General features: G+C 45.6%; 17 protein-coding genes and 3 riboswitches. Of the genes, 7 read left to right on the top strand and 10 right to left on the bottom strand.

Going from position 1 to position 22,000, the window contains the following annotated elements:
- Positions 1-31: 31 nt before the first annotated feature.
- A riboswitch (SAM riboswitch) is annotated at positions 32-185 on the bottom strand.
- Positions 186-394: 209 nt separating this feature from the next.
- Positions 395-504: riboswitch (SAM riboswitch) on the top strand.
- 76 nt (positions 505-580) lie between these two features.
- The 5 genes from mtnW to AC1MEO_RS13850 all read left to right on the top strand — a co-directional run bounded on the left by mtnW (position 581) and on the right by AC1MEO_RS13850 (position 6,965).
- Positions 581-1,795: a 2,3-diketo-5-methylthiopentyl-1-phosphate enolase gene (gene mtnW, locus AC1MEO_RS13870; protein ID WP_480331328.1), complete on the top strand. Its 1,215-nt coding sequence runs from the start codon at positions 581-583 to the stop codon at positions 1,793-1,795.
- Positions 1,796-1,800: 5 nt separating this feature from the next.
- Positions 1,801-2,466, top strand: coding sequence for a 2-hydroxy-3-keto-5-methylthiopentenyl-1-phosphate phosphatase (locus AC1MEO_RS13865; RefSeq protein WP_480331326.1), 666 nt, complete (start codon positions 1,801-1,803; stop codon positions 2,464-2,466).
- Complete coding sequence (locus AC1MEO_RS13860; RefSeq protein WP_480331324.1) at positions 2,463-3,077, top strand: methylthioribulose 1-phosphate dehydratase; 615 nt, start codon at positions 2,463-2,465, stop codon at positions 3,075-3,077. Before AC1MEO_RS13865 ends, AC1MEO_RS13860 begins: the two co-directional genes overlap by 4 nt.
- Positions 3,078-3,092: 15 nt before the next feature.
- Entirely contained in the window at positions 3,093-3,629 is a 537-nt protein-coding gene (locus AC1MEO_RS13855; RefSeq protein WP_480331322.1) for a 1,2-dihydroxy-3-keto-5-methylthiopentene dioxygenase, read from the top strand.
- Positions 3,630-3,764: 135 nt separating this feature from the next.
- A complete protein-coding gene (locus tag AC1MEO_RS13850) occupies positions 3,765-6,965 on the top strand; it encodes a hypothetical protein (RefSeq protein ID WP_480331320.1) in 3,201 nt (1,066 codons plus the stop codon).
- A gap of 32 nt (positions 6,966-6,997) precedes the next feature.
- On the opposite strand, the gene AC1MEO_RS13845 is transcribed toward AC1MEO_RS13850, so the two are convergent.
- The 3 genes from AC1MEO_RS13845 to AC1MEO_RS13835 form a co-directional block, all read right to left on the bottom strand.
- Complete coding sequence (locus AC1MEO_RS13845; protein ID WP_480331318.1) at positions 6,998-8,437, bottom strand: glycosyltransferase family 2 protein; 1,440 nt, start codon at positions 8,435-8,437, stop codon at positions 6,998-7,000.
- A complete protein-coding gene (locus tag AC1MEO_RS13840) occupies positions 8,434-9,480 on the bottom strand; it encodes a hypothetical protein (RefSeq protein WP_480331316.1) in 1,047 nt (348 codons plus the stop codon). Before AC1MEO_RS13840 ends, AC1MEO_RS13845 begins: the two co-directional genes overlap by 4 nt.
- Positions 9,481-9,660: 180 nt before the next feature.
- Positions 9,661-10,530, bottom strand: a complete 870-nt coding sequence (locus AC1MEO_RS13835) for an amidase (RefSeq protein WP_480331314.1) — start codon at positions 10,528-10,530, stop codon at positions 9,661-9,663.
- A gap of 47 nt (positions 10,531-10,577) precedes the next feature.
- A riboswitch (cyclic di-GMP riboswitch) is annotated at positions 10,578-10,665 on the bottom strand.
- A gap of 125 nt (positions 10,666-10,790) precedes the next feature.
- On the opposite strand from AC1MEO_RS13835, the gene mgtE reads away from it, so the two are divergent.
- Together mgtE and AC1MEO_RS13825 are read left to right on the top strand one after the other, a co-directional pair.
- A complete protein-coding gene (gene mgtE, locus AC1MEO_RS13830; protein WP_480331312.1) occupies positions 10,791-12,149 on the top strand; it encodes a magnesium transporter in 1,359 nt (452 codons plus the stop codon).
- A 156-nt stretch (positions 12,150-12,305) separates the two neighbouring features.
- A complete protein-coding gene (locus AC1MEO_RS13825) occupies positions 12,306-12,710 on the top strand; it encodes a DUF4395 domain-containing protein (protein WP_480331310.1) in 405 nt (134 codons plus the stop codon).
- A 52-nt stretch (positions 12,711-12,762) separates the two neighbouring features.
- Here the strand turns inward: AC1MEO_RS13825 and AC1MEO_RS13820 are convergent, their stop codons facing one another.
- From AC1MEO_RS13820 to AC1MEO_RS13790, 7 genes are all read right to left on the bottom strand, one after another.
- The gene (locus AC1MEO_RS13820; RefSeq protein ID WP_480331308.1) at positions 12,763-14,040 is read right to left on the bottom strand and encodes a glutamate-5-semialdehyde dehydrogenase; all 1,278 of its coding nucleotides are present in this window, start codon (positions 14,038-14,040) and stop codon (positions 12,763-12,765) included.
- A gap of 29 nt (positions 14,041-14,069) precedes the next feature.
- Positions 14,070-14,840: a glutamate 5-kinase gene (gene proB / locus AC1MEO_RS13815; protein WP_480331306.1), complete on the bottom strand. Its 771-nt coding sequence runs from the start codon at positions 14,838-14,840 to the stop codon at positions 14,070-14,072.
- A 568-nt stretch (positions 14,841-15,408) separates the two neighbouring features.
- Positions 15,409-16,656 (bottom strand): TerD family protein, encoded by a 1,248-nt coding sequence (locus AC1MEO_RS13810; protein ID WP_480331304.1) that lies wholly within the window; start codon positions 16,654-16,656, stop codon positions 15,409-15,411.
- A gap of 125 nt (positions 16,657-16,781) precedes the next feature.
- Positions 16,782-18,218, bottom strand: a complete 1,437-nt coding sequence (locus tag AC1MEO_RS13805; protein ID WP_480331302.1) for a carbon starvation CstA family protein — start codon at positions 18,216-18,218, stop codon at positions 16,782-16,784.
- Positions 18,219-18,490: 272 nt separating this feature from the next.
- Positions 18,491-19,501, bottom strand: coding sequence for an HAAS signaling domain-containing protein (locus tag AC1MEO_RS13800; RefSeq protein WP_480331300.1), 1,011 nt, complete (start codon positions 19,499-19,501; stop codon positions 18,491-18,493).
- A 256-nt stretch (positions 19,502-19,757) separates the two neighbouring features.
- A complete protein-coding gene (locus AC1MEO_RS13795) occupies positions 19,758-20,402 on the bottom strand; it encodes a DUF4352 domain-containing protein (RefSeq protein WP_480331298.1) in 645 nt (214 codons plus the stop codon).
- A 34-nt stretch (positions 20,403-20,436) separates the two neighbouring features.
- Positions 20,437-21,861, bottom strand: a complete 1,425-nt coding sequence (locus AC1MEO_RS13790) for an alkaline phosphatase (RefSeq protein ID WP_480331296.1) — start codon at positions 21,859-21,861, stop codon at positions 20,437-20,439.
- Positions 21,862-22,000 lie beyond the last annotated feature (139 nt).

The following is a 22,000-nucleotide window of genomic DNA, read 5'->3' as shown; positions in this document are numbered from 1 at the left end:
AAGAAAGAGGCCAGAATAAGAGATCCCATGCCTCTTATCTTTCAGAAAATAAATTTCTGATGGAATTAGCACCGTGCCTTGCAGGATTTTCATCCTGGCGCCTGGGCGCCCCGTCTCACAACGGTATTACGGTCGGTTGCTGGGCGTCATCGGGCCAAAATCCCTCTGCCAGCTCTTGATAAGAGTACTGCGTGTTATTCAATTTAAGTTATGCAGAGAATCCTATCACGATTCAGAATTGACTGTCAATCCATTTTCCCAATAAAAACAATTTTGCAATAACAGTGTTGACAGATTTCTGCACACATGAAATAATCAGAATTACTTTACTCTATTAAATCGAATTATTATTTTGGATTGAACCTATAAAACTGTTTCACCCAATTTCATATCTTTCTTATTCAGAGCAGGTGGAGGGACAAGCCCTATGATACCCGGCAACCGGTCCAATGATGGACACGGTGCTAATTCTTGCAGCCAGAACCGATGGCTGAGAAATAAGAAGTTGTTAACGCCCTTAACCTCTTCTTATTTGAAGAGGTTTTTTATTTTTTAAAAATTGCATGGGAGTGTGGAATAGATGAGCTTATTGACTGCTACTTATCAAGTGTATGGAAAGCCCGGTTCCTTCGGGGAAAAGGCGGAAGGCATCGCTTTGGGCTTGACGATCGGCTCTTGGACAGATTTGCCGCTGCTTGATCAGGCACAATTGAAACACCATAAGGGGCATGTTGTCTCCATCGTAGAATTCGCGGAAGACAGCCATCCATTGAAGCCGGAGCTGATAAAAGCAGAACTCGAAATTGCCTACCCGAGCATCAATTTCTCAGCCGACTTGCCTGCCATCCTGACTACGGTTTTCGGCAAACTATCTCTGGATGGCGAAGTGAAGCTATTGGATTTGGATTTCAGCCATGACCTGCTCAGCCACTTTCCCGGTCCGCGCTTCGGCATAGAAGAAATCCGCAATACACTCGGCGTAGCTGGAAGGCCGCTTCTGATGAGCATATTCAAAGGCGTCATCGGCCGCGACATGGATTTTTTATCCGCTCAATTGCGCGAACAGGCATTAGGCGGCGTAGACCTCGTTAAAGACGACGAAATTTTATTTGAAAATCCGCTGACTCCATTCGAAAGCCGCATCATCACAGGGAAACGGGTGCTGGAGAATGTCTATGAGGAAACGGGCCATCGCACATATTATGCAGTGAACCTGTCGGGCAGAACTTCCGACCTGAGAGGTAAGGCACGAAAAGCACGCGAGCTTGGAGCGGATGCCTTATTGTTCAACGTCCACGCATACGGGCTCGATGTGCTGCAGGAATTGGCGGAAGATGATGAAATCGGTTTGCCGCTGATGGCGCATCCGGCATTCAGTGGCGCTTTCACTTCATCCCCGTTTTACGGGCTTGCTGCGCCGCTCGCACTCGGAAAGCTGGTCCGCTATGCCGGTGCAGATTTCTCCCTGTTCCCTTCTCCTTACGGCAGTGTTGCATTGGAAAAAACAGCTGCTCTTGCACTCGGCAAGGAACTGATTAGGGACAGCCCATTGAAACGAAGCTTCCCAGTGCCTTCTGCCGGCATCCATCCGGGGCTTGTGCCTTTACTGCTGGCAGATTACGAGATAGATAGTGTCATTAATGCCGGCGGTGGAATTCACGGACATCCGGCTGGTGCAGCTGGGGGCGGCCGTGCCTTCAGACAGGCAATAGATGCGGTGCTGCAAGGAGAAACCCTGCAGGATGCCGGCAAACAGCATAAAGAATTACAAACTGCACTTGAGTTATGGGGGTGAAGAGATTGAACAAACCGATTATTTTTTGCGATTTTGACGGTACGATTACCGCCAACGATAATATCATCGCCATCATGAAGAAATTTGATCCGCCGGGCTGGGAACCAGTCAAAGACCAAATCCTCGACCAATCCATCTCGATACGTGAGGGTGTAGCGAACATGTTTTCCCTGCTCCCTGTTTCGGCAAAAGACGAAATCATTTCATATGTTTTGGAACAGGCGGAAATACGGGAAGGTTTCAGTGACTTTGTCGCTTATACGAGAAAACAGGAACTGCCTTTATACATTGTCAGCGGTGGAATCGACTTTTTCGTCTATCCGCTCCTTGAACCTTTCGGACCTCTTGACGGCATCTATTGCAACGGTGCCGACTTTTCAGGAGACCTCATCAAACTGGAATTCCCGCATGGCTGCGATGAAAAATGCAGCAGCCAGGGCTGTGGATGCTGTAAGCCATCCGTCATCCGGGAAATTTTGGATACCGGCACGAAAAGCATCGTCATCGGGGATTCCATCAGTGATTGGGAAGCAGCCAAAAAAGCCGATTTCGTCATCGCCAGGGATTTATTGGCGGAGAAATGCCAAGAGGCTGGCATCGCTTACGAACCATTTGAAACTTTCAACGAAGTCATTGCGATTGTCGATGACTATATAGGAGTGAAGTCATGACTGCATTGCGGGAAAAATGGCTGGAACTGGCGGATGTCAAAGATGAACTGGCGTCTCGCGACTGGTTTATGGGAACCAGCGGAAATCTCGCCATCAAGGTCGCGGACCAACCGCTCGAATTCTTGGTCACCGCCAGCGGCAAAGACAAAAAGAAACGGACCGATGAAGACTTTTTGCTTGTCGATGCCAACGGCCAGCCGGCTGCAGAAACACATTTGAAACCATCTGCTGAAACCTTATTGCATTGCGCAATCTATGGAAAGACGGCGGCCGGCTGCAGCCTCCACGTCCATACGGTCGCCAATAATGTCATTTCCGAGTTATACGGCGATGCCGGAAAAATCGATTTCCAAGGACAGGAATTGATCAAAGCATTCGGTTTGTGGGAAGAAGATGCGGTACTGACCATTCCCATCATCCCCAATCACGCCGATATCCCAACGCTCGCCAAAGCATTCGAGCCTTTTATCGCCGCCGACAAAGGTGCGGTGCTGATCCGAAACCACGGCATCACCGTCTGGGGAAAAGACGGCTTTGAAGCGAAGAAATTGCTTGAAGCCTGTGAGTTTTTATTTCAATACCAATTGGCGTTGCAACTGCATTTAAAATAAGAAAGGAAGATTCTAATGGCTATCATTAAAATTCAAGGAACAGACGAAACAATTGAAGCACAAAACGAGGTTGCAGCATTTCTCGAACAGCAGGAAGTCGTTTACGAACATTGGGACAACACGAAATTACCTGAATCTCTTCGTGAAAAATTCGACTTGAGCGATGAAGACAAAGAAGAGATCATTAAGGCGTTCAAAACAGAAATCGATGACATTTCCGAGCGCCGCGGCTACCAGGCAGCGGATATTATCTCCCTGTCAGACTCCAACCCGAAACTGGACGAGCTCTTGAAGAACTTCCAACGCAAACATATTCATACAGACGACGAAGTGCGCTATATCGTCAGCGGCCACGGCGTCTTCATCATCCAAGGGAAAGACGAGCGCTACTTCGAAGTCCACTTGACGCCAGGCGACTTGATTTCGGTTCCTGAAAACATCACCCATTACTTTACACTTGCTGATGACCGAAAAGTCGTGGCGATCCGAATCTTCGTGACAACCGAAGGCTGGGTACCGGTTTATCAGGAAGAAAGCAGCGTTCAAAACTAATTATTGCACTAGAAAAGACTCGACTACTCGAGTCTTTTTTATTTTGCGGAAAAAGTAATTATTTTCTATTTTTAATGACTTTTAAGCTATAATGTCTTTTGAGTTATATTTTGTAAATAGAAACGAGTGGTATGAATGAAGAAAACGACCCTAACCGTATCGGCAATTGTTATTTTGTTTCTATTGCCCCTTCTCATCTGGTTCTTTAAGGAAGAAAAAATAATGACGGTAGCGATCATTGATAAGACAGTCCCCACTGAAAGCTACCGGGAACATAAAGGCCTGACCTGGCTGCTGAATCATCATCGTTATATGACCGAAGCCAAAACCGAATATAAAATGGATGCCGATTATTACGGCTTTGTTCCTGATGAAAAAGCGGAAAGCTACACCATTCGTGATTTGCCTGAAGACCTGTCCGGAACTGATCTCATTTACCTGGCAGATTCCTACGGTGTCTATGAAGAAGATCTCCCTTGGCAGTCAGCAGAAAAAAACCCTGGCAGTTCGTCCATGATTTCCGGCGGACTCCACATGAGTGAATGGCAGACCATTAAAAAGCAAGTTCAGTCTCAAGGCACAGACTTGGTAGTGGAATTCAATACCTTTGCTTCGCCTACTGCCACAGAAGTCACGCAGGATATGAATAGTTTTCTGGGACTGGAATGGAGCGGCTGGAGTGGACGCCATTTTGCGGACCTTCATTCTTCCAAAAGCGAAGTGCCTCAGTGGATTATTTCCAACTATGAAAAAAACGATGGAGAATGGAATTTTGAAGGCGCCGGATTCGTCTTGGTCAATGATGCCGAAGGCGAAATTGTGGTACTTTCTGAAGAGGCCGGCGAAATCGGGGCTGATGGACTCCGTCTTGCCTTTACTGAACAGGGTAAAGCTCGATTTGATTTGACGGACAGCCCTTCTTTCGGGTATTGGTTTGATATTAACCAGCCGGCTCCAGGCACTGAGGTCCTGGCAGACTATAAATGGGATCTTGAAAGTGCAGGCAGCGAGAAATTGAAAGCTGCGGGCATTCCCGAGAACTTCCCGGCAATGTTCCATCAATCCAAGCATGGGGCAGACCTTTATTATTTTGCAGGAGATTTTGTCGATATCGATGATACCCCAAGCTTTTACCGCTATTCAGGATTCTCAAAACTGCGTTCATTCATTTCAATGGAATCATTGGATGCCGAAAAGAGTTTTTATTGGCAGACTTACGTGCCGATGATGGAAACGATTTTGGCAAATACAGAAGACAAAGAAACACAAGTTGAAACGATCAAAGCAACCGCCGCTGAGAAAGACGGCATCACTTACCCTTCCCGTGTCAACGGGCAGGCATTTGAAGTCTATCAGGATGGCGAATGGCAGCCATTCACCATCAAGGGCGTCAATATGGGAATGGCCAAACCCGGCACATTTCCTGGAGAAGCTGCAATTACACGGGAGGAGTATGACCGCTGGTTCCAGGCAATCGGGGAAATGAATGCCAATGCGGTCCGCGTTTATACACTCCATCCTCCAGCGTTCTATGAAGCCTTTGCCGCTTATAATGCCAGCGCCAAAGAGCCGCTTTACCTGTATCACGGCGTCTGGATTGACGAAGAGCCTTTGGTGGAGACCTTGGATGCCTTCACCCCTGAAATCACTGAACGCTTTGAGGCTGAGGTCAAAAAAGTTGTCGACGTCATCCACGGTGACGCAGTCGTGGAACAAGAACCTGGCCACGCTTATGGAAGCTATAAGACAGATATCTCTCCTTACGTCATCGGCTGGATGATCGGCATTGAATGGTTCCCTGGAACGGTCCATCAGATGGAGCTTGACTACCCTGAACTGGGCGACTATGATGGCACCCACGTATACACAGAAGGCGCCAATCCCATGGAACATTGGCTGGCGCAGCAATTAGATCGCCTCGCGGAATACGAGCTGGACGAATACCAAAGCATGCGTCCGCTGAGCTTCACCAACTGGGTGACGACGGACAATATCGATCAGCCTGCAGAGCCGAGTGAACAGGAAGACATGGCCACCGTCGATCCGAATCACATCAAAACCAAAGGCGTGACAGATACGGTCGGCATGTTTGCATCCTATCATGTCTATCCGTACTACCCTGATTTTCTGAATTTGGACGAACGCTATACCGAATTTGTAGACCATCGCGGAGAGTTCAATAACTACGCGGGTTACTTGAAAGATTTAAATGATTCCCACGACATGCCAATTGTCATCGCCGAGTTTGGTGTGCCCGCTTCGCGTGGCATGACCCATGAAAACCCGTTCGGCTGGAACCAGGGATTTATCTCTGAAAAACAGCAGGGTGACATTGTCAGCCATCTGTATGAAGATATTCTAGAAGAAGGCATGCTGGGCGGAATGGTATTCACTTGGCAGGACGAATGGTTTAAGCGCACCTGGAATACAATGGATTATGACAATCCGGACGAACGGCCCTTCTGGTCAAATGCACAAACCAACGAGCAGCAGTTCGGCCTGTTGAGCTTTGACCGCCATAAAGTGAAAGTCGATGGACAGGACGATTGGACAGACGGTCAGACACTTTACGAAAAACAGGACGGAGCGCTCAGATCGCTTGCTTTAGATTCGGATGAACGATATGTCTACATTAAAGCCCAATTCGATCCGGCCAATAAAACCTGGTGGGACGAACAGGATTTCAACCTGTATTTCAGCGTTCGTGGAGACAAAGGCATCGCAGTTGATGCTTTGGAGAACATAGAATTTCTGGCAGATTTCCAGTTAAAAATCACAGGATTGGAGCAGGCGCGCTTGTTGGTGGCCGGTGACTACGACAGCTTCTACTATGATTATCACGAACGATTGGAGATGATTCCAGCAGAAGAAAACATCGAATCGACTTTCCAACCGATCCGTCTGGCCTTGAACAAAGAATTTGTTCGCCCCGATACCGGCGAAGTGTATCCGTTTGATGCATATGAAACAGGAATCCTCCGATTCGGCATCGCCAATCCGGAGCACAAGGACTATGATTCTCTGAATGATTATTATTACGACAAGGAAACCGGAATCATGGAAATTCGGATTCCATGGATGCTGCTGAATGCCAAAGACCCGGCCAAACGGGAATTTATCGGCGACCTTCAAAAAGACGGCATAGAAGCTTCCGAAACGATCGAAGGGCTGGATGTCACTGCTAGTTTAAGCGGGCAAGACGGAAAAGCGGTTGAAACTTTCGCTGCTGCCCAAGCTGCCCAATACACATGGGATACTTGGGGCTTGCCGCAAACTGAGGAGCGGCTGAAGCAATCGTATTACATTCTTCAAAAGACCTTTGGCGAGACAAAGTGACATAAACCAAAGAACAAAAAGAAGGAAGCCATTTACAGGCTTCCTTCTTTTTGTTCGTCATCGGAGAAAACACCTTTTCGCTCCATGTCTCCCCATACTGATTTTTTCTTGAAGGCATAAAATAAACCCTGGACCCGCCAGAAATTCATCAAGATCCGGTACCAGAATGTCTCGGTCAACGCATAAGCATAGAGGACAAGAATACTCTTGACGGTTGGATACTTGTGATAGGTCCATTCCTCCAGCAGTACTGCGAGCGCGGACAAAAGTGAACCATACAGCACCATCACCAGAAGCATAATAAGGGCAATATCTGTCTCAATGAAAGAAAAGGCAAAGCCGCCAATAATGATGAAATAGCCCATCACTTCAAAGATAGCGCTCAACAGCTCAATAAAGACATAATAAGGCATTGAAAATAATCCGATTCCTCTGTACTTCGGGTTGAACATCATCCCGCGATGCGTCCATAGCGTTTCTGCAAGGCCTCTTTGCCAACGGATGCGCTGTGCCCGCAAGGATGCCAGGGTGCTCGGGGCTTCTGTCCAGCAAACAGGATCTTGAATGTATTCGATCCGCTGTTTTGATTTTTCATCTTTGATGGAACGATGCAAGCGGACGATCAGTTCCATATCTTCACCAACCGTATCGGTTTTATAGCCGCCAACCTTGATGACGCGGTTTTTTTCGAAGACGCCGAATGCACCTGAAATGATCAACAGAATGTTGACACGGCTGAAGCCGAGGCGACCAATCAAAAATGCACGGAAGTACTCGATAATCTGCATAACTTCCATTGGTTTTTTAGGCAACGCCACCTGCTCGATGACACCGCGGTTAATTTTGCAGCCATTGGCAATCCTCACAGTTCCGCCTGTAGCTGTCACCATCCCGCTCGAATCGATAATCGGTTTCATTGTTTTCAGCAAAGCATCCTGTTCCAGAATTGAATCGCCGTCAATTGCCGCAAAGTATGGGTACCTTGAAAAATTGATTCCCGCATTCAGGGCATCCGCCTTACCGCCATTTTCTTTCTCGATTAAAAATAAATTCGGTTGCAGGGTTGAACGATAAGCCCGCTTGATTTCCCCTGTCTTAAAGTACGTTCGGATAGCCAGCTCAATCGGCTCCATCTCAAATTGAGACAGGACTTTTTCACTGGTTTTATCCGTAGAACCATCATTGACCACAATAATTTCATACTGAGGATAATTCAGGTTCAGCAGGGATCGGACCGTACTGATGACTCCAGCTTCTTCGTTATAGGCGGGAACCAGGATGGAAATGGGATAGGTATCTGTATTGATCGACATTTCCTCAATTTGTTCCTGGCGGTTTAATTTTTTCTCTTTGCTGATTTTCGGGCTGGCTACAAGGAAAAGGACCAAGTAAATCGCACCCGCGGCGAGCATATAAGCAATTATTCCCCAGGAAATAACTTCGATGACTAACGTAATTCCATTCCCACTCATATGCGGCTCCCTCCTTCCCTTGTCAGCATATGCTTGGCGATATCTCTGGCATAGGCATCCGCATGATCAGCCGCTACCTGTTCAAGTAATGTATTGCCGCCTTCAAAAACCTTTATATTCTCAGCACTCGCAAACCGAACCCACCAAATATTGTCCGACAGCAGATCGACCAATTTCTCTTTATGCTGTTCCAAACGGCAGGCGCCCGTCAATTTAGCCGCGTACATACGCTCTTCCCAGTATTTCGAGCCGAAGAACGCCGAAAGGATGGATGGATCTGTTATTTTCCGGTAATGGCACAGGCTGTTCATGGCCTTTAGCCGAACTTCCTTGCGCTCATCCCGTAATTTCTTTTCAACAAAAGGAAAGATCATGTCTATCTGATGTTCTCCGCTATAGGTAATAAAAGCATAAAGCATGTTCTCTGAAATATCTTCTTTCGATTGTATCCGTTCCAGTGTTGACTTTAACAGCTCTTCATCCAGTCGGTACAATAGTTCCTTAATCATTCCAAACGACAGATCCTTGTTTCTAATGGCTTTTTCCATTAACCGGGATTCCTGCAGCGTAGCGCAAACCCGTATGCATTGACGAAACTCTTCATCCCTCTTACTGATTTTCAAAAAATGCTGATAAACATCTTCTTTTAAAGAAAAAAGCCTGAAATCTTCTATAAAGTATAAGGCGTTGATACGCTCGGCCCATTGTCCTTTTTTCAAGGCACGGCGGTATTGTTCTGCTAGATGTTTTTCTGCCAGCAGATAAATTCTTGCCTTTTGTTCTGCCTGAAAATCTTCAGTTGAAAATTCATCGAGCATTTTTTCCATCACCTTAAATTGCCCTTTTCCTGCTGCAGGCAAAACAGGTTCAATAGGCTGTATGCCTTCAATATATTCTCGAAATTGCGGCTTCAAAGTTTCCAATTTTTCTTTAATATCATTTTCAGCGGCCAGGTTTTTCATTTTCCAACCAATCAGCATAACTAAAATCAGCAATTGAATCCCCAATAGACCTAAAACAACCCATATAAATATATCTATCATCAAGTAAATCTCCTTTTCCCAAAATGCATCTTTAACCAAGCGTTTAATAGTACCTAAATCTTCTAAAAAATTTATTTTACTGATAATTTATGGATATTGTAACACATTGGCTTTGTTTTAACTGTATGAAAAAACAGCAAAGTTCAGCCAAATCGGCCAACCTTGCTGTTTTTCATCCTTTTATGGAGCCATCATTTTCCAGCTGTCCACGTGATGGATTGCAATACCGCCAAACCCTTTTGTTTCGGCATAATGTGCGGATAATTTAGCCAACTCGACTTTCATAAAGGCTTCTCCTTCTTCAAAGAAAGAAATAGAATCACCTTCACTGGTTTGTCCGGTTTCAACACCCACTATTACTGTTTTTCCGTATTTTTCTCCATAGGCCACTTCATTTTTTACAAGCTCCGTAATCATGGCCGCTGAATCCCTGTATGCCATAAGTGTGACGCCGTGCGTATTGGCGATCACCCACTCGGCGAGTATGCCTTTGCCAAAAGTGTTTTTATAAGAGATTTCATCGAACCAGAAAGGCAGATCGGCTTCGAGCGGCAGATTTAATAGAGCTGTGCTGGATTTGGCTTTTACTAAGAGAGCTTGATAAGCTTTTACTGTCGCCGCTCGGTTGGTATTCCAGCCACTGTATAAATAAGGTTCTACATCCAGATGGACTCCGCCAAATCTTTGAGCCGGCGCCGCTCCTTTCTGATAAACAGACAGCCAAGACATCAACCGATCCTGCTTGGTAAAGCCTTTCGGCGCCACCCAGTCAGGTGCTCCATCCAACGCATAGATGGCTATTCCTGCAGCTCCCGCTCTTTCAATAAAACTCTGATAAATACTGGCCGGAATATCTGCATCAATCTGTACGTATACTTTGTTTACTTCTTTGCTTTCCAAAAAAGCGAGTGTGCCTTCTTCATCATTGTAGATCATCCACGGATTCCATAGCCAAGTGGCTTTGACATCCAATTCAGCAGCTTGAGCATCCAGTCCATTTTGCGTCAGCATAAACAACAACCACACACCTGCCATCATTATTTTTTTCATTTCCCCATTATCCTTCCGTTCTGATAGCCGTGACTCACAGAACGAGGCCAGGCAACCTGACAACCTTGCGTTTTCCAACGGTTAGGCTCATGGCTTTGCGCCCTTCCCTTTCGGTGAAGTTTGCCTTTTTCAGATTTTCATTATTATATGTCAAATAATTCAATTCGACCATCTTTTTTTTAACCCTTTTCAAAATGAAGATTTAAGGCAATAATCAACAATAGGATTCCTGTATTTCCTGCACAGAAGGAGTGAACTGCATGTCTATAGCATTGCTTGAAGACGAACTAACATTGGTTTTGATAAAAGCTTTAAAAGAAGGGAAAATAAATGAATTTCAGGAAATCCTGGAAGAACTTCAGCCATATGATATGGCCATCCAGTATCGGCACCTGCCGGACAAGCACCAAAATAAGTTCCTTCTTTATCTAAGCATCCGCCAGTTGACGGAATTGATGCAGGAACTTTCTAAAAATGAACAAATTGATATTCTTCATAAATTGGGGCTGGAAAAATCTTCAAAGGTCCTTGACCGCATGGACAATGACGATTTGGCCTTACTATTGGCCGATCTGGAGCCGGAACGCATTGAAGAGCTGCTGTCGCAGATTAATCAGGACGACTCCCGATTTGTTAAAAGTACGATGACCTATCCTCCCGAAACCGCGGGTCGACTGATGAATAACCGGTATGTGTGGATCCCGCGCCATTACACGATCCGTGAAGCGGTTGATAAGATAAAGCTTTTTGCCGATTTAGCGGAATACCTCAACTATCTGTATGTCGTAGACGAGGATAAAAAGCTGGTCGGCGTCGTTTCCTATAAAGATCTGATCCTTGGAAATCTTGACGATAAAATTGAAGAGGTCATGTACAATCGCGTCGTCAAAGCCGATGTACTGACCGACCAGGAAGATGCTGCTCAATTGATCAGCCGTTATGATTTTGTCACGCTTCCGATTGTCGATAAAGACGATAAACTTGTTGGCGTAATCACTGTCGATGATGTGATCGACGTCGTCATGCAGGAAGCAAATGAAGATATTGAAAAATTATCGGCTTCCGGAAAATCAATCGACTTTAACACCCCCGCTGTGATCGCGGCCTATCGCCGCCTGCCCTGGCTGATTCTTCTGCTGTTCATCGGTTTGTTTTCAGGCGGCATCATCAGCCGCTTTGAAGAAACCCTTCAGACGGTTGTCGCTTTAACCTTCTTTATGCCGATGATTGCCGGCATGACAGGGAATACCGGAACACAGTCACTGTCTGTAGTAGTCCGTGGGTTGGCTTCACAAAAGCTGGATTCCAAACAGACCATCAAGTTGATCATCAGGGAATTATGGGTCGGCATCATTATTGGCGTCATCTGTTCTGTTCTTATATTGCTGATTGCCTATGTGTGGCAAGGTAATTTCGTGTTAGGAATTGTTGTCGGCGGTTCCTTGTTGATGACCTTGATCATCGGAACTTTAGCCGGAACCATCATTCCACTGGTCTTATATCGATTCAATATAGATCCAGCTGTGGCTTCGGGCCCTTTAATTACGACAATCAATGATATCTTGTCCCTGCTGATTTATTTTGGCATGGCTACCTTGTTCATCTCCCAGTTGATGTAGAAAACCAAGTGAACTTCCTATGAGAGCTGGCACACGGAATATCGATATGGACAGATTATGGGCTGGACTTAAATAAACTTACTCTTTTTAGAGCAATCCCCTTTATTCCAAGTAAGTTACTCGGTATAATAAGTGGTAATCTTAGGAGGCGAGTCCATGACTATTCCAAAACCCCTTGTCCAGATCAATCAGGCTTTTATTGTCGTTACCGCAGCAGCGGCACTTTTGCTCCATCCAGCCATTCTGCTGGTGCCGTTTGCTGTTGGAGTTTATACATTGGCAACAAAGAAAAACCCGGTGATTCAATCCAGCCGCCGCTTTTTGGCCAAGCCGATGGCGAGCTACCAGCAGGAAGACAAAGACCAGCAGCTTTTCAATCAATGGATCGCGACAATCTGCTTGGGGCTGTCGCTTGTTTTCTTCTCTGTCGGCATGCAACTGGCAGGCTTCGCCTTCAGCATCATGGTCATTATCGCAGCAGGAGCCGCACTCATGGGCTATTGCATCGGCTGCACCATCCGTTACCGTTACATGATGTGGAAACACAACCGAACAGCATAAAAAAAGACCGGAAGCCCATTGCTTCCGGTCTTTTCTGTCTATAGTGAATTACTTATTTGACTTGGCCATTGCCGCGTATGATGTATTTAGTCGATGTCAAAGCAGGCAAGCCCATAGGTCCGCGCGCATGGAGCTTTTGTGTGCTGATGCCGATTTCAGCACCGAAACCAAATTCGAAACCGTCTGTAAAACGGGTCGAGGCATTATGATAAACCGCTGCTGCATCAATTTCCATAAAGAATTGATCGACATTTGCGGAGTTGGACGAAATGATGGCTTCCGAATGCTTGGTTCCGTAAGTGTTGATGTGATGGATCGCTTCACTCACATCATCAACGGTTTTCATTGACACTTCAAGCCCAAGGTATTCGGTTCCCCAATCGGCTTGTTCTGCAGGTATGACATTAGGAGAGAGTTTCTGTGCGACTTCATCTCCGTGGATTTCCACTTGGTTGCGCTGCAATGCTGTCACCAATTCCGGCAAATGCGCTTCTGCCCATTTTTTGTGGACCAGAATGCTTTCGCAGGAATTACAGACTGAAGGCCGCTGTGTTTTGGCATTCAGGGCGATTGCTATCGCCATTTTGACATCCGCTGTCTCATCGATATAGATGTGGCAATTTCCTGCGCCAGTTTCCAATACCGGAACTGTAGAATTTTGGACGACCGTCTGAATCAGCTTGGCGCCTCCGCGTGGAATCAATACATCCAGGTATTGGTTCAGCTTGAACATATGGGAAGCTGCTTCCCTGCTTGTATCCTCAAGCAATTGAACAGACTCAACCGGCAACTCGCTTTTTTCAAGTGCGCGGTGGATAACGGCGACGATGGCTTTATTGGAATGGATTGCCGTGGAACTGCCGCGAAGCACCACCGCATTGCCGGTTTTCAGGCATAAGCTGGAGGCGTCCACCGTGACATTGGGACGCGCTTCATAAATCATGCCGACAACACCTAAAGGCACACGGATTTTCGACATCGTTAAGCCATTCGGCCGCTCCCATTTCTCCAGTACCTCACCGACAGGATCCGCAAGCTTCGTCAATTGAATCAAAGCATCAGCCATGTCGGCTAATCGCGCGCCATCGAGCTTCAGACGGTCCACCAATGAGTCACTCATTCCACTTTGGCGTCCCACTTCCACATCCTTGTTGTTTTCTTCCAGAATATAAGCTTGCTCCTCAAGTAATTGAGCTGAAATTAGACGCAGCGCGTTGTTTTTTTGCTTGGTTGTCGACTTCGCCAATATTGCTGAAGCCTGTTTCGCCTGTTTCGCTTTTTGAACCAGTTCACTTTTCTCGATTTGCTGTTCTTGAAGAAGTTCGGTCATTCCTGATACCCCTTTCGATTTTTCGTTGCTCAAACACCCATTTTTGCTTTCACGCCGATATAAGTGCCATCGCCTTTGCCATGGAGAATATCAACCAATTTTTCACTGCCTGTTCCTGAACCGATAAATACCTGAACGCCTAAAGCCAATGCGGTACGTGCTGCTTCAACTTTTGACTTCATGCCGCCAGTTCCAACAACAGAGCCCTCGGAAGATGTGGCTTCTATTAATTCATCTGGAATTTCATCAAGATGGAGGTATTTTTGAGCTTGAGGATTGGTTCTCGGATTGTCCTGATAAATGCCATTGATATCTGTTAAAATCACAAGGAAATCTGCGTGGACAAGCCCGCTTACCAACGCCGACAGCATATCATTATCGCCAAACGTCAGCTCTTTCACTGACACCGAATCGTTTTCATTGATGATCGGCATGACGTTTCGTTCCAACAATTTTGAAATAGTATCATTGGCATTTTTATAAAGATCTTTCGTCAACAGCAACTGTGCAGCGACAATGCCGTGTTTTTTGCATTCATCTGCATAGGCCTGCAACAATAGGCTTTGCCCTACTGCTGCCGCCGACTGCTTATCGACTACTGTATCCGGACGTGATAAATAGCCCATGCTAGTACAGCCTGAAGCGACTGCTCCAGATGAGATCAATATCACTTCATGCCCGTCTTTTTTTAAGCGAGCCAGTGCATCCATATGCTCGCGCAACTTTTCAATCGACAGTTTGCCACAATCATCTGTCAATGAACTACTGCCTATTTTTACAACAATTCTTTTCTTCTCCATGTGCAATCACCACCCGATTTTGATAAATAAAAAAAATTCTTCCATTTCACTCAAAAGCGGAAGAACCATGCCTCCATGTCTTTGTTCTCTTCAGCTGTTCCAACGAATCTGTCTAATAGAGTTATTATGCACTGCTTTGCATTTTAAGTCAATTCAATAAATTATTTTTTACAGTATAAATGGATTTAACTAACTTCCACATGCATTATAAGTGAATATTTATGCATCATAGTGAAAACGTCTTACACTTTTCTCCTGAAAAATCTGTGTTCAGGACCTGAGGAAAAGGATAGTTAATTCTAATTTTTCGGTTTAAAATGAAAATTCGAATTTTGATTGAAGTGCTAGTTTACCACAGTTTTCCTTTCATTGAAACCGAACTCCAAATGTAAGTGTGGAATGCACGGGTCAGTGATAACTCTTTTAACCGTCGAACAGGTGCTTCTTTTCCTCCTAAAAAAAGAATGTATATATAGAAGGTTTTTTGTTTGGAATCTGACTAACAAAATTTGATTTTCACCGAAAAAAAAAAAGCATGGAAAGTTGACTCCACGCTTTCTTTCTTATTTTATTTGGAACCTGCACTCCATTTCATGCCCCATTTGAATGCTTTATCCATTTCTTGATGGCCTGAGAAATACTCGACCACTTTTTTGACGCTCAAAGTTTGATTTTTTTCATTTTCAACCAGTGCGATGGCGCACATCCGCTTGCCCTTACGGTGTTCATCCAGACGGACTTCAACATCAGGTCCATTTTTTTGCTTTAATGTGACGACTCCATCCACTTCTGCCCAATTGGCTGCGCCTTCGTAAATAAAAGCGTAAACCAAAATACGTTTAAACTTCACAAGTTGGTCTCCATTGATCCGAAGATTTTCTCCACCTTTGGATGTACCCGTTCGGTCATCATGATCAAGCGCAATATAGGGCAGCTGCTTTAGATTCCCGAAAGTGTTGCCAAGGGCCTGGACGACTCCTTTGGACCCATCTTCCAACTCAAACAGGCAGCCCAAATCCAAATCCACTGAGTTGCTGGCATTCAGAATCGACGATAAAAAGCCGCCTGACGTTTTTTGTGTCCAATTCAAATTCACGACAATTTCACCTAAAGGCGAATCGGTCTTATTCAAGTTGATTTTGTCTCCAGCCTTTTTGAGTTCCACTTTTTTCAAGTTGATGGCAGCGGGTTTCGGGCTCGCAACATCTATTTTTACAGGCGGGCTCATTTTTTTGAATGCATCTGCCGGCAACTCGAGGTTGAATTGTTTGCAGAGCTCCCTAAGGTCTCCTGAAACACTCTGGCCAATTGCGGAAAACTTCCACTCTCCATTATGTAAATAAACTTCCCCTGCCAACAACGTCAAATCTTTGTTGAATTCCTTATCCAAATCGTAGCGACACAGCTCTTTTTCATTTTGGCCATCTTCTATGCGCACGTAAGCATTTGAAACCTGACCGAAATCCTGTTTTTTAGCTGCTCCATCGTAAATGGTGATTGCGACCGCAATTTTTTTAATGCTTTCTGGAACTTTCTCGAGGTCGATAATGAGCTGTTCATCATCTCCAGCACCCACACCTGTCCGATTATCTTTCGCTAGTTGGACCGCTGTTCCTCCACCAGCCAGGTTATTGTAAAAAACAAGGCTCTCTTTTCCGGAAACTTTTCCTTCCGCGTCTATGAGCAAAGCCACCACGTCCAAGTCGATCGACGAATCCGTTTGACTGACATCCCAGCCCAAGCCGATTTTCAAATGCTTTAAGCCGGGATGTGCTTTTGTTAAATCCACTTTTTGTCCCTTAATCAATGTCACCATTTTTTTCCTCCTTCAATAAAATCATCTCAATTAACTATACGGCAAATAAATTCTATTCTCACATAATACAGTATTTACAAGCATTAAAATCCCGCAAGGCGGAACCTCACGGGATGGTTTTTTTCTTATAGCGGACGATAATCCGGCTGCAATTGCTTTAAGTTTCTGTACTTGATGATCTGTGCCACATACCATAACAGCACGACCAAAGTGATGCAGGCTCCAATAATGGCGGAAACCTGGTAATCCATGTTCAGGCCTTCCGGCGCGTAGAAAATATACATGGATACGACAGCTGTCATGAAAATCGCGGGCACTCCAGCCACCCAATGGAACTTGAAGTTTTTCATCAGGTAGACGGCAGCTGTCCACAGCATGAAGGTAGCCACCAGCTGGTTGGTCCAGCCGACATATCTCCACAGGAAGGTATAGTCGATTGTTGCCATATAGAAGGTTGGAATCGCCAATGGAATGGTGACCAACAGGACCTTCACTTTCCCTTCCATGTTTACAAACTTCGCCAGGATATCCGTCAAGATCATCCGTGAAGAACGAAGCGCGGTATCCCCAGTAGTAATCGGCAGGATGATGACACCGAAAATAGCGAGCAATCCGCCCATTGTACCAAGCAGGGAAATCGAAATTTCATTGACTACGCCTGACGGGCCTCCAGCAGCAAGTGCTGCTCCTAAGCCTTCAGTACCGTTGAAGAAAGTCATGCCGGCTGCTGCCCAGACCAAGGCGATGATGCCTTCGATGATCATAGCTCCGTAAAAGATCTTGCGGCCGTCTGTTTCTTTTTTCATCGTCCGGGCAATGATCGGACTTTGCGTGCTATGGAAGCCTGAAATCGCTCCGCATGAAATGGTCACCATCAATAATGGCCAAATCGGCAGGTCACCTGGATGCAAGTTTGCAAATGTCAGGTTCGGCATTGGTTTTCCAGAGAAGACCAGTGCCACAGCGACTGCGACCGCCATAAACAATAAAATTGCGCCCAATACTGGATAGATTCGGCCAATCACTTTATTGATCGGCAAGATCGTTGCCAGGATAAAATAGAAGAATATGATAACTAATGCAGTCATAAAATTAATGGGTGTGATTTGTGCAATCAATTGGGCCGGCCCTGCGGTAAAAGCCGCCGTCACCAACAGCATCAATACCAACGAAAGGCCGTTGATAAATACTTTGGCATTTTTGCCAAGGTATTTTCCTACCAGTGTCGGGAATTGCGCACCGCCATGGCGCATGGACATGACTCCTGAGAAATAATCGTGCACGCCGCCGGCAAAAATTGATCCGAGAACGATCCAGACAAAAGCGACAGGGCCATAAAGCGCTCCTGCGACTGCGCCGTAAATTGGACCCAGACCTGCAATGTTCAAAAGCTGAATCAAGTTGCCTTTCCACCAGCTCATCGGCATGTAGTCCAGTTTATCTGTCTTCGAATAAGCGGGCGTCGGTGTGTTGTCGTCGACTCCAAATACACGTTCAATGAATTTCGAATAAAATACATAACCTAAAATAAGTAAGGCCAAGGCTGCAAAAAAAGTAATCATGTGGCGGTTCCTCCTGATGTTGTTGTATAAGCATAAATCATGATAACATGTTTTTTAAATATATAAACATAATATTTAGAAAAAAACAAATTTACTGTAAAATAACTATAAGTACTTATAATAAATTAAAATTCATGATTTTATATACCTAATTGATTGATTTACTTTATAAAAGAATAGTATTTTTTTAAAAAAAAAGATAAAAATATTATTCTTATTTGATTTCTGATCAAGAAAAAAATGTGCAAAGGAAAGTTTTTCCTTTGCACATTTCATTTTGTCCGAATTCTTGCTCGCCGAATGCCTTGAATCACATCTATGGCTGAAGAAATGATTACAACCACTAAAATACTGCCTATCAGCCAATTGAGGCCCGCTGTCCCACCGAATAATTCCGTAAGCCATTGCCGGAACGCTGCGTTGACCAGATTGGAATTGGTGAAAATCAGGATAAACACCAATACCGACGTTGTCTGAACAAATGCGTTGAAAAGTGCCAGCTTATTGGTCCATTGCACTGCGCGCCATTGATAAACAGCCAGTGTAATTTCCAGCACGACGACAAGTATGATCAATGGCCAATAAGAAACTAAAACGTCCTGGTTGAAGATCGGTGTCGTAAATTCCAAACCGCCCTGCTGCCCCTGCTGATAAATCCCCAGCAGCTTATCGGCATTGAAATAAACCGTTGTCCAAATTGCCGTCCAGATTAGGCTGCCGAATATTTGGCTTCTTGGAATCTTTTTTTCTTTTAAGATATGTGGACGCTCTGGAAATTCCTTCAGGTCATCCGGTGTCCATTCTTCAAAATTCAACGCCAAAGGCCTTTGTGATTTGGAATGCTCGGTTCGTTCAACAATGGCCAGCACCAGGGTCAGCCAGAATATCGCTTGAACCACCGTATTGATGATTCCCGAAATGATCGCTCCGATCAAATCCCCGATGATGGTGAAGACCGGCACTTCTCCGGCTCCAGAAACGATTGTGACGATAATGATGATGATGGTGGTCACAGTAATCGCAATCGGCAGGATCAGCTTCAATAGCTGCAGGTAAAGGTCATAATACCGCGGACCAATCAAATACATCGGGCGCTCCGCATAGCGGCTGGCCAGAACAGCCGGGTGGCCCAGTTCGGAAAGAACGTTTTTGGCGTCCAGTTCCGTGTAAGTATCCGGCAGCATCTTTTCAATCGTCGACCGCAGCTCCTCCGCAATTTCGTCCCGTTTTTTTTCAGGAAGCCTCTTCGTGACTTCCCTGATGTATAGCTCAATCAGCTTCATAGCAAACATCCCCTTTTTACAAGCTGTATGGCTGATGTTTCGACTCTTCCTTATGCTTCTATCATACACCGTTATTTTTATTTAAAAAACAGCTTCTTTTTCTTTTGTTGATATATTCAGAAAATTACATCAACAAATGAGAACAACAAAAAGCAGACCTATATCAATAGGCCTGCCAAGCTTCTGCAATGCATCTTTTCTTGCGCTTTAACGGCCAATAGGGATGCTGAAAATTCCTGCTGATTAGCGTTTATCCTTATTCAAAGCGCGTGTTGAATTCCAACGCATCTGCAATTTTTTTGTCCTGACCGTCAAAGACATCACTTGTCGTGATCGTCACGGAATCAAGGTCACCATCTTCAACAATAAAGCCGATATTGCCCTGTTTGGTTTCGCCCGGGGCAAGTTCACCGTTCAACTCCTCCAGGTAGATGTCATCTTCCCAAAGCTTTGTTTCCCCTTTGGCTGTTTCCAGCAAAGCTACTGGCGCAAAATGGATCGGCTCATCCGAAGTGTTGGTGATTTCCACGAACATTTTCACGACTTCGAACTTCTGATCATGCGTGTAGGAATGGAAAAAATCAATCAGGCTGTAATCCGGCTCCAGCTGCAGAATTTTCGATTCCGCTACGGTCAGTTCCACAGGGCCGACCTCGACAGTTTCACTGTCCATGTTCACCGCTTTTACAGTTGCTTCTCCTTTGGCATCCCGCTTGTTTTGTCCAGTTTCCTGCAGCATGCGGTCATCTGTCACCTGTGGGCTTAGGACATAGTCTTCATAATAATCGGGGGCTTGGTTTTGCTGGTCGGCTGCCAAAGCTACCACCGTCGAATCTGCCTGTTCCGAACACCCCCCGAGCAATAATGCCGAGAGCATCATTAAATAAACGGTTTTTTTCATGTCAGTTCCTCATTTCACTGCTGTTTTTGCTGCATCACTTATCGTTGATTTCCACTTTCGCTTTCAGCAAATCAAAGATGATTTTTGCGTGGTCGGTATTGTCGAGCTGTCCTGCGAATTTATCACTTGCTGGACCGTAGGCGTAAACTGGAACATCTTCCCCTGTATGGCCTCCGGTTGTCCAGCCCGTATGTGAGCGCTTATCGAAAATCTTTTCAATGGAGTTGTCGATTGCTGTATATTTGCCGCCTTCTGCAGCTTTTTTCACTGCACTGATTTCGTCAGCCGTCAGGTCGAGGTCAATATACTCGCTTAACGTTTCTTCCACATCAGCACCGTCAACGATTTGTTCCGCCATGAAATCCGGTGTGCGTTTTGCCGCTTTGATCGGCTCTCCGAACCAGTTGTAGATGCCGTCCGAACCGATGGAGAAGCCGCCCGTCGAATGGTCAGCCGTTGCGACAACTAAGGTATTGCCGTCTTCTTCAGCAAATTTGATCGCCGCCTGGAAAGCTTTGTCGTAATCTTCCATCTCGCTCATCGCAGCAACGATGTCGTTGTCATGTCCTGCCCAGTCGACCTGGCTGCCTTCCACCATCAGGAAGAAGCCGTCTTCATCTTCTGATAACCGGTCGATGGCCGAACTAGTCATCTCCGCTAGTGACGGTGTGCTGTCGTCCCGGTCAATCATTTTCGGAAGTCCGGCCGGTGCAAACAATCCAAGCACCTGCTCGTCATCATTATTTAATAGTTGTTCACGGTCTGTGATATAGCTGTAGCCATCCTGCTCGAACTCCTCCGTAAGGTCACGGTCTGTCCGGTCGAATAAATCCGCTCCCCCACCTAGAAGAACATCAACTTTGTGGTCGCCGTCGATTAAGTCGTCATAATAATCATCCGCAATGGCATTCATGTTTTTTCGTGCGATGTCATGAGCACCAAACGATGCCGGTGTCGCATGGGTAATTTCAGAAGTTGCGACCAATCCCGTTGCTTTGCCTTTTTCTTTGGCTGCCTCCAGGACTGTCTTCACTTCACTTTCATCATTATCCACAGCAATGGCATTGTTATAAGTTTTGATGCCCGCAGCCATGGCTGTAGCAGATGAAGCGGAATCAGTGATATTTTGTGCTGGATCTTCCGGATACGTCGATTGCTGTCCAACCAGATACGAATCGAAAGACATGTCTTCAACCAACTTGGTCGAAGCGTCGTCCTGCAAATAACGGTAGGCGGATGTATACGATGTTCCGACTCCGTCACCGATCAGGAAAATCACATTCTTCACCTGATTATCGCCACCCTTGCCTTTGCCCTGGCTGTGCTCAGGCGCTTTGCCCTGGTTTTTCCCCGGAGCCTGCGCTTCGGCGGATAGCGCAAAAGAATTGATGCCTGTCAGCGCCACTGCTGAAGCTAAGGCAATCGGAAGTACTTTCAATTTCAGGTTTCTATGTATCATTTTCTTCCCTCCAGTCATTTGATGAACAAACTCAGTGTAGGGTTTGATTGTTAAGCGCTGATGGGAAAATTGTTTAGCTTTTGTAAATTGTAAAAAAATAGGTATTTTTTACACAAAATAAAAAGCCCGGAACAGTGTC

Source organism: Planococcus sp. BI3, from assembly GCF_056680115.1.
The sequence above is the reverse complement of the archived record's forward strand: the minus strand, read 5'-3'. Positions and strand labels throughout refer to the sequence as shown.